The sequence below is a fragment of the Pseudomonas sp. NBB genome (genome assembly GCF_032701105.1).
GTDB classification, from domain to species: Bacteria; Pseudomonadota; Gammaproteobacteria; order Pseudomonadales; family Pseudomonadaceae; genus Aquipseudomonas; species Aquipseudomonas asiatica.
Window position 1 is genome coordinate 4,031,372 of record NZ_CP103994.1, and the last position, 12,453, is coordinate 4,043,824.

Annotated in this window: 8 protein-coding genes; all 8 read right to left on the reverse strand. The window is 61.6% G+C overall.

What is annotated here, in order from left to right; translation table 11 throughout:
* Positions 1 to 74: 74 nt before the first annotated feature.
* The gene (brnQ, locus tag NY023_RS18820) at positions 75 to 1,388 is read right to left on the reverse strand and encodes a branched-chain amino acid transport system II carrier protein (RefSeq protein WP_004375997.1); all 1,314 of its coding nucleotides are present in this window, start codon (positions 1,386 to 1,388) and stop codon (positions 75 to 77) included.
* A gap of 480 nt (positions 1,389 to 1,868) precedes the next feature.
* Entirely contained in the window at positions 1,869 to 2,753 is an 885-nt protein-coding gene (sucD, locus tag NY023_RS18825) for a succinate--CoA ligase subunit alpha (protein ID WP_004376004.1), read from the reverse strand.
* Positions 2,753 to 3,919: an ADP-forming succinate--CoA ligase subunit beta gene (gene sucC, locus NY023_RS18830; protein WP_003254205.1), complete on the reverse strand. Its 1,167-nt coding sequence runs from the start codon at positions 3,917 to 3,919 to the stop codon at positions 2,753 to 2,755. Before sucC ends, sucD begins: the two co-directional genes overlap by 1 nt.
* 172 nt (positions 3,920 to 4,091) lie before the next feature.
* On the reverse strand, positions 4,092 to 5,528 hold the full coding sequence (gene lpdA / locus NY023_RS18835) for a dihydrolipoyl dehydrogenase (protein WP_013973439.1): 1,437 nt from the start codon (positions 5,526 to 5,528) through the stop codon (positions 4,092 to 4,094).
* A 93-nt stretch (positions 5,529 to 5,621) separates the two neighbouring features.
* Positions 5,622 to 6,842, reverse strand: coding sequence for a 2-oxoglutarate dehydrogenase complex dihydrolipoyllysine-residue succinyltransferase (gene odhB / locus NY023_RS18840; RefSeq protein ID WP_013973440.1), 1,221 nt, complete (start codon positions 6,840 to 6,842; stop codon positions 5,622 to 5,624).
* A gap of 42 nt (positions 6,843 to 6,884) precedes the next feature.
* Positions 6,885 to 9,716: a 2-oxoglutarate dehydrogenase E1 component gene (locus NY023_RS18845; protein WP_013973441.1), complete on the reverse strand. Its 2,832-nt coding sequence runs from the start codon at positions 9,714 to 9,716 to the stop codon at positions 6,885 to 6,887.
* 245 nt (positions 9,717 to 9,961) lie between these two features.
* Complete coding sequence (locus NY023_RS18850; protein WP_011534752.1) at positions 9,962 to 10,666, reverse strand: succinate dehydrogenase iron-sulfur subunit; 705 nt, start codon at positions 10,664 to 10,666, stop codon at positions 9,962 to 9,964.
* Between the two features lie 11 nt (positions 10,667 to 10,677).
* On the reverse strand, positions 10,678 to 12,450 hold the full coding sequence (gene sdhA / locus NY023_RS18855; protein WP_013973442.1) for a succinate dehydrogenase flavoprotein subunit: 1,773 nt from the start codon (positions 12,448 to 12,450) through the stop codon (positions 10,678 to 10,680).
* Positions 12,451 to 12,453: the final 3 nt, after the last annotated feature.

Sequence of the window (12,453 nt, forward strand, 5' to 3'; positions counted from 1 at the left end):
ACGGGGCTCTTGAGTTTCCACCCTTGGCGAGCACCCTTCGGCTTGTGGCCGGTGCCGCCCTCAGGCTTCGACTATCAGGCCAGCGCTTCGCGCGGCTTGCCGAGCATGCGGTCGCAGGCCACGGCACCAACCAGGGTCACCACCGAAGGCACCAGCCAGGCCAGGCCCTGGTCGCTCAGCGGCAGGTGAGCCATGAAGTCCGGCAGCACGTGGGCAATGCTGCTGCCCTTGATCGCGTCGACCATGCCGAACAGCAGCGATACCAGCATCACTGGTGCCAGGATGCGGGTTGGCGAGTTCCACAGGTCCTTCACGAAGCTGAGCCCGACCACCACGATGCACGGCGGGTAGATCGCGGTGAGCACCGGGATCGAGAACATGATCAGCTTGGTCAAGCCGAGGTTGGAGATCAGCAGCGAGAAGCCCGCCAGGATCACCACCAGTGCGCGGTACGACAGCGGCAGCATCTGGCTGAAGTACTCGGCGCAGGCACAGGTCAGGCCAACGGCGGTCACCAGGCAGGCCAGCGCGATCAGCACGGCGAGGAAACCGCTCCCCAGGGAACCGAAGGTGTGCTGCACATAGGCATGCAGTACCGCCGCACCGTTGGTAGCGTCAGCCGCGATCTCGTGGCTGGTTGCACCCAGTCGGAACAGGCTGATGTACACCAGGGCCAGACCGACACCGGCGATCAGGCCGGCGATGATGGCATAGCGGGTGATCAGTTTCGGCGACTCGACACCGCGCGAGCGGATGGCGTTGACGATGACGATACCGAACACCAGGGCACCCAGGGTGTCCATGGTCAGGTAACCATCGGAGAAGCCCTTGGAGAACGCTGCGGCGGCATAGGCCGGCTGCGCTTCACCAATGGTACCGGCAGGCAGCGCGAAGGCGGCGATGCCCAGCACCGCCAGGGCGATGATCTTCAACGGTGCCAGGAAGCGGCCCACGGTGTCGAGCAGCTTGCCCGGGTACATGGACACGGCCAGTACCACGAGAAAATACACCAGGCTGTAGATGAACAACGCCAGGGGGCTTTCACCGGTCAGCGGCGCAACACCCACTTCGAACGATACGGTCGCGGTGCGCGGGGTGGCGAACAGCGGGCCGACCGACAGGTAGCACACGGCCGCCAGCAGGCCACCGAAGAACTTGCCGATCGGGCTGCTCAGGGCATCCATGCCGCCGCCGACCTTGGCCAGGGCGACCACGGTGATGACCGGCAGGCCTACGGCGGTAACCAGGAAGCCAAGGGCCGCCATCCATACGTGCGGGCCAGACTGCAGACCGACGATAGGCGGGAAGATGATGTTGCCAGCGCCCACGAAAAGCGCAAACGTCATAAAGCCAAGCGCCAGGATATCCTGGCCTTTGAGAACTTTCATTTAAGGTAGTACCACACTGCTGAAATCGGGATTCGAGAGGGGATTTCCCTTTGGATGAGGGGAAATGCTGCCCGGCTTGATAGGCCAGACCCGTTTAGCGTGTCGTTCCCTTTTGGGGTACGGGCACAGAGTGAGCGCGTAATGTAACTGTTTTGTCAGTCAAACGCACTGGCACAGTACTGCTTGTCCGATGTGCGTACATGTTTGTCGTCTGTGCGACCGAGGACAGCGAGAATTATCCTCGAATTGAAACATTCGTCTGCGTGAAAATTCCTATCAAAGCCATCGAAAAATCCATGTTGCCTGTACCGGCCTCTTCGCGGGCTTGCCCGCTCCCACAGGGGATCACCACAGCCCCGGAAAGTGGAGATCTCATGTGGGGGCGGGCAAGCCCGCGAAGAGGCCGGCACAGGAATTCCCCCCAGAAACGACAAAGGCCACCCGAAGGTGGCCTCTGTGCGCGTGGGGGGTATAGCAGTATTACTTCTTGACTTCCCAGCCAGTCAGCTCGGCCAGGGCCTTGCCGATGTCAGCCAGGGAACGCACGGTCTTCACACCAGCGTCCTGCAGAGCGGCGAACTTCTCGTCCGCAGTGCCCTTGCCGCCGGAGATGATGGCGCCAGCGTGACCCATGCGCTTGCCCGCAGGTGCGGTAACACCAGCGATGTAGGAAACGACAGGCTTGGTGACGTTGGCCTTGATGTAGGCCGCAGCTTCTTCTTCAGCCGAACCGCCGATCTCGCCGATCATGACGATCGCTTCGGTCTTCGGGTCTTCCTGGAACAGCTTCAGGATGTCGATGAAGTTGGAGCCCGGGATCGGGTCACCGCCGATGCCGACGCAGGTCGACTGGCCGAAGCCGGCGTCGGTGGTCTGCTTCACAGCTTCGTAGGTCAGGGTGCCGGAACGCGAAACGATACCGACCTTGCCTGGCAGGTGGATGTGGCCTGGCATGATGCCGATCTTGCACTCGCCCGGGGTGATGACACCTGGGCAGTTAGGGCCGATCAGGGTCACGCCCAGCTCGTCGCACTTGACCTTGGCATCCAGCATGTCCAGGGTAGGAATGCCTTCGGTGATGCACACGATCAGCTTGATGCCGCCGAAGGCAGCTTCCAGGATCGAGTCCTTGCAGAAAGGAGCCGGAACGTAGATCACCGAAGCATCAGCGCCGGTAGCTTCCACAGCTTCTTTCACAGTGTTGAACACTGGCAGGCCCAGGTGGGTGGTGCCACCCTTGCCTGGGGTTACGCCGCCGACCATCTTGGTGCCGTAGGCGATGGCCTGTTCGGAGTGGAAAGTACCCTGCGAGCCGGTGAAGCCCTGGCAGATGACTTTGGTGTCTTTATTGATCAGGACGCTCATTACTTGCCCTCCGCAGCTTTGACAACTTGTTGAGCAGCGTCGGTCAGGCTGGTTGCCGCAATGATGTTCAAACCGCTTTCTGCCAGTACTTTAGCGCCCAGTTCGGCGTTGTTGCCTTCAAGGCGAACGACAACCGGAACTTTCACGCCGACTTCTTTCACTGCACCGATGATGCCTTCGGCAATCATGTCGCAGCGAACGATGCCGCCGAAGATGTTGACCAGAACGGCCGCGACATTGCTGTCGGACAGAATGATCTTGAACGCTTCGGTAACGCGCTCTTTGGTAGCACCACCACCAACGTCGAGGAAGTTGGCCGGTTTGCCGCCGTGCAGGTTGACGATGTCCATGGTACCCATGGCCAGGCCGGCACCGTTGACCATGCAGCCGATGTTGCCTTCGAGGGCAACGTAGTTCAGTTCGAACTTGGCAGCGTGGGCTTCACGGGCGTCGTCCTGCGACGGGTCGTGGAAGGTTTTCAGCTTAGGCTGACGGTACATGGCGTTGGCGTCGATGTTGATCTTGGCATCGAGGCAGTGCAGGTCGCCGTCGGCCTTGATCACCAGCGGGTTCACTTCCAGCAGGGCCAGGTCGTGATCCTTGAACAGCTTGGCCAGACCAACGAAGATCTTGGCGAACTGTTGAACTTGCTTGCCTTCCAGGCCCAGCTGGAACGCCAGCTCGCGACCCTGGAACGGCTGAGCGCCGACCAGCGGGTCGATGGTGGCCTTGAGGATCTTCTCAGGCGTTTCGTGAGCGACTTTCTCGATGTCCACGCCACCTTCGGTGGAAGCCATGAACACGATACGGCGGCTCGAACGATCGACTACAGCGCCCAGATACAGCTCTTTGGCGATGTCAGTGCAGGATTCGACCAGAATCTTGGAGACGGGTTGACCGTTGGCATCGGTCTGGTAGGTAACCAGATTCTTGCCCAACCACTGTGCAGCGAACGCCTTGGCGTCTTCTTTGCTGCGAACCAGCTTGACGCCGCCCGCCTTACCGCGACCACCCGCGTGAACCTGGGCTTTTACCACCCACTCGTTCCCGCCGATCTTGTCGCAGGCTTCTGCAGCTTGCTCAGGGGTATCGACAGCGAAACCCTTGGAAACTGGCAGGCCGTACTCAGCGAACAGCTGCTTACCCTGATACTCGTGAAGATTCATGCTTTTTACCGTCTTCGTTAGGTACTGCGCTTCGGCGCTGCGCCATCACTGGCGCCGCACCACCTGTGACCGTTGACCCCGGGTTTTCCCGTGTGATCCGGTCCGGCGGACTTTCCGCGGTGAGTCATGCACGCAAGACTCACGACGGGCAGCCCGCCGTGGTTTCTTATAATTAACGCTTCTTACGGTTGGCCACGTGAATGGCGCCGCCATTCACTGCCAGCGCTGCTTCATGCAACGCTTCGGACAGGGTCGGATGGCTGAAGACCATCATGCCCAGATCCTCGGCACTGGTGCCGAATTCCATTGCGATTGCGCCCTGCTGCACCAGTTCGGCAGCCGATGGGCCAATCACGTGCACACCCAGGACGCGGTCGGTCTTGGCATCGGCGATGACCTTGACGAAACCACCGGTGTCGTTGGCAGCCATCGCACGGCCGCTGGCCGCGAACGGGAAGGTGCCCACGTTAACCTCAACGCCCTCGGCCTTCAAGGCCTGTTCGGTCTTGCCGACCCACGCGATTTCCGGGTGGGTGTAGATGACCGACGGAATCAGGTCGTAGTTCATCTGGGCCTTGTGGCCCTTGATGCGCTCGACCACCATGATGCCCTCTTCCGAAGCCTTGTGGGCCAGCATCATGCCGCGCACCACGTCACCGATGGCGTACACGCCAGGCACGCTGGTAGCGCAGTAGTCGTCGACGAAGATGTAGCCACGCTCATCGATGGTCACACCGCTGTCGGCAGCCAGCAGGTCGGTGGTCACCGGGCGACGGCCGACCGCGACGATCAGCTTGTCGAAGGTGATCTTCTGCTCGCCGTTGGCGTCGGTGTAGGTCACTTCGACTTCGTTGCCGTTGACTTTCGAGCCGGTGACGCGCGCACCCAGCTTGATGTCCAGGCCTTGCTTGGTCAGGGTCTTCTGGGCTTCTTTCGACACGGCGGTGTCGGCAGCCATCAGGAAGGTGTCCAGGGCTTCCAGGACGGTGACTTCAGCACCCAGGCGAGCCCATACCGAGCCCAGCTCCAGGCCGATCACGCCAGCACCGATAACGCCCAGGCGCTTCGGCACGGCCTGGAATTCCAGGGCGCCGGTGGAGTCGACGATGACGTTCTGGTCGACCGGAGCCGGTGGAATGTCGATCGGGCGCGAGCCGGAAGCCAGGATCACGTTCTCGGCTTCGATGACTTCGGTGGTGCCGTCAGCCTTGGTGACTTCGACTTTCTTGCCGGCCAGCAGCTTGCCGTGGCCCTGGATCGAAGTAACGCCGTTGGCCTTGAACAGGGTGGCAACGCCACCGGTCAGGTTCTTGACGATGCCAGCCTTGCGGCCAACCATCGCGGCGACGTCCATCTTCACTTCACCAGTGGAGATACCGTGGACGTTGAAGCTCTCTTTGGCTTCCTTGTACTTCCAGGAGCTGTCCAGCAGCGCCTTGGAAGGAATGCAACCTACGTTCAGGCAGGTGCCGCCCAGGGCCAGCTTGCCCTCGGCGTCGGTGTACTTCTCGATACAGGCAGTCTTCAGACCAAGTTGTGCGGCCTTGATGGCAGCAACATAGCCGCCAGGACCTGCACCAATTACCACTACGTCGAATTTCTGGGTCATAAAAGATTCCTTATCAGCTACAAGCTACAAGCCGCGGACCGCGCGGCATGGCTTCCTGCGAAGCCAGGGCCGGCACGGTACGCAGCCAGAGGGTTAGATGTCCAGCAGCAGGCGAGACGGATCTTCCAGCAGGTTCTTGATGGTGACCAGGAAGGTTACCGCTTCCTTGCCGTCGATCAGGCGGTGATCGTACGACAGCGCCAGGTACATCATCGGGCGAATCACAACCTGACCATTGATGGCCATCGGGCGCTGGATGATGTTGTGCATGCCGAGAATGGCAGCCTGCGGCGGGTTGACGATCGGGGTCGACATCATCGAACCGAAGGTACCACCGTTGGTGATGGTGAAGGTGCCGCCAGTCATCTCTTCGATGGCCAGCTTGCCATCACGAGCCTTCTTGCCGAAGGTGGCGATGCCGTTCTCGATTTCCGCCAGGCTCATCGACTCGGCGTTACGCAGTACCGGTACCACCAGGCCACGGTCGCTGGACACGGCTACGCCGACGTCGGCGTAGCCGTGGTAGACGATGTCGTTGCCATCGATCGAGGCGTTGACAGCCGGGAAGCGCTTCAGGGCTTCGGTGGCAGCCTTGACGAAGAACGACATGAAGCCCAGGCGCACGCCGTTGTGGGTCTTCTCGAACAGGTCCTTGTACTTCGAACGCAGGGCCATGACTTCGGTCATGTCGACTTCGTTGAAGGTGGTCAGCATGGCCATGCTCGACTGGGCTTCGACCAGACGCTCGGCGATCTTGGCGCGCAGGCGGGTCATCGGCACGCGCTTCTCGGTGCGGTCGCCAGCGGCAACGACAACCGGGGCAGCAGCGGCAGCGGCGGCAGGCTTGGCAGCTGCAGCAGGCGCCGACTTCTTGTTGGCGACGGCAGCGACGACGTCTTCCTTGGTGATGCGACCACCTTTGCCGGTGCCGGCAACGGCAGCCAGGTCGATGCCGTTCTCTTCAGCCAGCTTGCGCGCGGCCGGGGCGGCAACCGGGTCTTCTTCGCCAGCGTCGGCAGCAGCGGCAGCCGGGGCAGCAGCGGCCGGGGCGGCAGCTGGTGCAGCGGCGGCAGCACCGCCTTCAACGATCGAACCCAGTACTTCGTCGGACAGGACGGTGTCGCCCTCGCCCTTGACGATGGCGCCCAGCACGCCGTCGGCGGTGGCCAGTACTTCCAGGACGACCTTGTCGGTCTCGATGTCGACGATCAGCTCGTCACGCTTGACGGCATCGCCCGGCTGCTTGTGCCAGGTGGCAACGGTGCCATCGGCAACCGATTCCGGGAAGGTTGGGGCTTTGATCTCGATAGCCATTATCTGTGTTTCCTTAAATTCGGTTTCAGGTGCGCGAAGGCATTAAACAGTGAAGGCGTCTTGCAGCAGTTTTTCCTGCTGTTCGGCGTGCTTCGATGCGTAACCACAGGCTGGCGCGGCGGAAGCGTCGCGGCCGGCGTATTCCAGGACCAGTGCCTTGTTGTGGCGGCCCAGGATACGGCGCATGTGGTGCTGGCTGCTGTACCAGGCGCCCTGGTTCATCGGCTCTTCCTGACACCAGACCGCATGCTTGAGGTTGGTGTAAGGCGCCAGGATTTCGACCAGGTCGTCCTCAGGGAACGGATACAGCTGCTCGATACGCACGATGGCGATGTCTTCGCGGCCTTCGGCACGGCGTTTTTCCAGCAGGTCGTAGTAAACCTTGCCGCCGCACAGGACCAGGCGTTCGACCTTGGCCGGATCGAGGCTGTCGATTTCCGGGATCACGGTCTGGAACGAGCCTTCTGCCAGGTCTTCCAGGGTCGAGATGGCCAGCTTGTGGCGCAGCAGAGACTTCGGCGTCAGCACGATCAGCGGCTTGCGCAGCGGACGGATGACCTGGCGACGCAGCAGGTGGTAGATCTGGGCCGGGGTGGTCGGTACGCAGACCTGGATGTTGTGCTCGGCGCACAGCTGCAGGTAACGCTCCAGGCGCGCGGAGGAGTGCTCCGGGCCCTGCCCTTCATAACCGTGTGGCAGCAGCATGGTCAGACCGCACAGACGGCCCCACTTGTGCTCGCCGCTGGTGATGAACTGGTCGATCACCACTTGCGCACCGTTGGCGAAGTCACCGAACTGGGCTTCCCAGATCACCAGCGCGTTCGGCGTGGTGGTCGAGTAGCCGTATTCGAAGGCCAGTACCGCTTCTTCCGACAGGAAGGAGTCGTACAGTTCGAACTGAGGCTGGCCCGGGAACAGGTTCTTCAGCGGTACGTAGGTGCTGGCGTCCTTCTGGTTGTGCAGCACCGCGTGACGGTGCGAGAAGGTGCCACGGCCGATGTCCTGGCCGGTCATGCGGATCGGGTGACCTTCGAACTGCAGGGTGGCGTAGGCCATGGTCTCTGCATAACCCCAGTTGATCGGCAAGCCACCGGCCTGCATCTTCTGGCGGTCTTCGTAGATCTTGGCGACCTGGCGCTGGACGACGAAACCTTCCGGGATCTCCAGCAGCTTGGCCGACAGTTCCTGCAGAGTCTTGAGGTCGAAGCGGGTATCGTGACGCGCGGTCCAGGCATGGCCCAGATACGGACGCCAGTCGACGAACAGCTCGCGGTTCGGCTCCTTGACCAGGCTCTTCACCACGTGCAGGCCGTTGTCCAGCGCGTTGCGGTACTCGTCGATCTTGGCCTGGGCGCGTTCGGCATCGATGCGGCCGGCCTGGATCAGTGCCTCAGCGTACAGTTCACGCGTGGTGCGCTGCTTGCTGATCTGCTGGTACATCAAAGGCTGGGTGCCGTTCGGCTCGTCGGCCTCGTTGTGGCCGCGGCGGCGGTAGCAGACCAGGTCGATGACCACGTCACGCTTGAACTGCATGCGGTAGTCGATGGCCAGCTGGGTCACGAACAGCACGGCTTCCGGGTCGTCGCCGTTCACGTGCAGGATCGGCGCCTGGATCATCTTGGCAACGTCGGTGGCGTACTCGGTGGAGCGCGCGTCCAGCGGGTTGCTGATGGTGAAACCAACCTGGTTGTTGATCACGATGTGCACGGTACCGCCGGTCTTGAAACCGCGGGTCTGCGACATCTGGAAGGTTTCCATGACCACGCCCTGGCCGGCGAATGCTGCGTCGCCGTGGATCGAGATCGGCAGTACCTTGTCGCCAACGGTGTCGTTGCGGCGGTCCTGACGGGCGCGCACCGAACCCTCGACCACTGGCGAGACGATTTCCAGGTGGGACGGGTTGAACGCCATGGCCAGGTGCACTTCGCCGCCCGGGGTCATCACGTTCGAGGAGAAGCCCTGGTGGTACTTGACGTCACCGGAGCCCAGCTCGTTCATCTTCTTGCCTTCGAACTCGTCGAACAGCTCGCGCGGGTTCTTGCCGAAGGTGTTGACCAGAACGTTCAGGCGGCCACGGTGGGCCATGCCGATCACGACTTCCTTGGTGCCGTAGGAACCGGAGCGCTGGATCATCTCGTCCAGCATCGGGATCAGGCTTTCGCCGCCCTCGAGGCCGAAACGCTTGGTGCCCGGGTACTTGGTGCCCAGATATTTCTCAAGGCCTTCACCGGCGGTCACGCGCTCGAGCAGGTGGGCCTGCACGTCAGCGGAAAACTCCGGACGGCCGCGCACGCTTTCCAGACGCTGCTGGAACCAGCTGCGCTGCTCGGAATCGACGATATGGGTGAACTCGGCGCCAATGGTGCGACAATATGTCTTCTGGAGCGCCTCGAAGATCTCGCGTAGGCTCGCCTCCTCTTTGCCGATGAACAGGTCGCCGGCACGGAAGGTCGTATCAAGATCGGCATTGGTCAAGCCGTAGTGATTGATCGACAGGTCTACGGGCGCAGGACGCTGCCACAACCCCAACGGGTCGAGCTTGGCAGCCTGATGGCCGCGCATACGATAGGCCTGGATCAGTCGCAGAACTTCAACCTGCTTCTTCTCGTGTTCACTGCTCACGCTCCCGGCGGATACCGGTTGGGCGCGGCGCTGGTTCTTTGCCAGCAGTACGAAATGGTCGCGGATTGTCGAGTGCGATACATCGGTAGCGGTGCTGCCGTCGGCGGGCAACTTCTGGAAGTAGGTGCGCCACTCTTCTGGCACAGCGTTAGGGTCGTGCAGGTAGAGCTCATAAAGCTCTTCCACATATGCAGCGTTACCACCTGAAAGGTGGGCGCTTTCCCACATGCGCTGCATCACGCTTTCTTGCATGCTTGGTCACCCTCGGTTAGGGGACTGATCGGCGAGAGCCACAGCAAACCTGGAAAAGTCCGAATACAGCGACTGAACCACGCCACTTGGATCCTGCTGATTTTCCGGGTACCAGCCCGGAAGCCCCTGCTGGTCTCATATCTTCATAGGTAATGAACGCAGGCTTTGTGGGCCCTTGTTCGGGTTTTACCTCAGTGCGGGCTCACCACCCGCACCTCGGCTTACTGCAGGTACAACTCTTTGTATCAGGTGCCGCTTTGCAGCAGCATGTTACGTACGTGGCCGATTGCCTTGGTCGGGTTCAGACCTTTCGGGCAAACGTTGACGCAGTTCATGATCCCGCGGCAGCGGAATACGCTGAACGGGTCATCCAGGGACGCCAGGCGCTCCTGGGTCTTGGTGTCACGGCTGTCGGCCAGGAAGCGATAGGCCTGCAGCAGTGCGGCGGGGCCCAGGAACTTGTCCGGGTTCCACCAGAACGACGGGCAGGAGGTCGAGCAGCAAGCGCACAGGATGCACTCGTACAGGCCGTCCAGCTTGTCGCGGTCTTCCGGCGACTGCAGGCGCTCGATGGCCGGTGCCGGGGTGTCGTTCTGCAGGAACGGCTTCACCTTCTCGTACTGCTTGTAGAAGATGCTCATATCGACGACCAGGTCACGAATGACCGGCAGGCCCGGCAGCGGACGCAGAATCAGCTTGTTGCCCTTCACCACCGCCGACAACGGGGTGATGCAGGCCAGGCCGTTCTTGCCGTTGATGTTCATGCCATCGGAACCGCAAACGCCTTCACGGCACGAGCGACGATAGGAGAAACCTTCGTCCTGTTCCTTGATCAGTGCCAGCACGTCCAGAACCATCAGATCCTTGCCGCCGGTATCGACCTGGAAGGTCTGCATTTTCGGCGCCGAATCGGTGTCCGGGTTGTAACGATAAACTTCGACTTGCAACATAGCGGCCACCCTTAGTAAGTCCGGACTTTTGGTTCGAAGGCTGGAACAGTCTTCGGCGCAAAGTTGACGCCACGCTTGGCGACGCGCTTCTCACCCGGGTAGTACAGGGTGTGGCACAGCCAGTTTTCGTCGTCACGGTCTTCGTAGTCTTCACGGGCGTGAGCGCCGCGGGACTCTTTACGGGCTTCTGCCGCGATGGCGGTAGCTTCGGCGACTTCCAGCAGGTTCTGCAGCTCCAGCGCTTCGATACGCGCGGTGTTGAAGGCCTGGGACTTGTCGTTGATCTTGACGTTGGCGATACGGTCACGCAGACCGGCCAGCTGCTCGATACCCTTCTGCATGTATTCGCCAGTACGGAATACACCGAAGTAGTTCTGCATGCAGCTCTGCAGCTCGCGCTTCAGGCTGGCAACGTCTTCACCGGTGGTGCGCTCGTTCAGCTTGTTCAGGCGGTTCAGGGCAACATCGACGTCGGTGTCGCTGGCGTCGCGGTATTCCACGCCTTCGGTCAGCGCCTTCTCCAGGTGCAGGCCGGCAGCACGGCCGAACACCACCAGGTCGAGCAGCGAGTTGCCGCCCAGGCGGTTGGCACCGTGAACAGATACGCACGCCACTTCACCTACGGCGAACAGGCCCGGGATGATGTGGTCGTTGCCTTCGGCGTCCATGGTAATGGCCTGGCCATGAATGTTGGTGGCAACGCCGCCCATCATGTAGTGGCAGGTCGGGATGACCGGTACCGGCGCGACCACAGGGTCGACGTGGGCGAAGGTCTTGGACAGCTCGCAGATACCTGGCAGACGGCTGTGCAGCACTTCCTCGCCCAGGTGGTCCAGCTTCAGCAGTACGTGGTCCTTGTTCGGGCCCACGCCGTTGCCGGCGATGATTTCCTTGACCATGGAACGGGCGACCACGTCGCGGCCGGCCAGGTCTTTCGCGTTCGGCGCGTAACGCTCCATGAAGCGCTCGCCGTGGGCGTTGATCAGGTAGCCACCCTCACCGCGGCAACCTTCGGTGACCAGTACACCGGCGCCGGCGATGCCGGTCGGGTGGAACTGCCACATTTCGATGTCCTGCACCGGCACGCCGGCACGCAGGGCCATGCCCACGCCGTCACCGGTGTTGATCAGGGCGTTGGTGGTGGAGGCGTAGATACGGCCGGCACCGCCAGTTGCCAGCACGGTGGCCTTGGACTTGATGTACAGGGTCTCGCCGGTTTCGATGCAGATCGCGATCACGCCAACGAATGCGCCGTCCTGGTTCTTCACCAGGTCAACTGCGTAGTACTCGTTGAGGAAGGTGGTGCCGGCTTTCAGGTTGCCCTGGTACAGGGTGTGCAGCAGCGCGTGACCGGTACGGTCGGAAGCGGCGCAGGTACGGGCAGCCTGGCCACCTTTACCGAAGTCCTTGGACTGGCCACCGAACGGACGCTGGTAGATGCGACCGGTTTCGGTACGCGAGAACGGCAGGCCCATGTGGTCCAGCTCGAAGACCGCAGCCGGGCCTTCCTGACACATATATTCGATAGCGTCCTGGTCACCGATGTAGTCGGAGCCCTTGACGGTATCGTACATGTGCCAGCGCCAGTCGTCGTTCGGGTCGGCCGAAGCGATGGCGCAGGTGATGCCGCCCTGGGCGGATACAGTGTGCGAACGGGTCGGGAAGACCTTGGTGACTACGGCAGTCTTGTGGCCGCCTTGAGCCAGCTGCAGCGCAGCGCGCATGCCGGCGCCGCCGCCACCGATGATGATGGCGTCGAAGGAAATGGTTGGAATGCTAGCCATGGA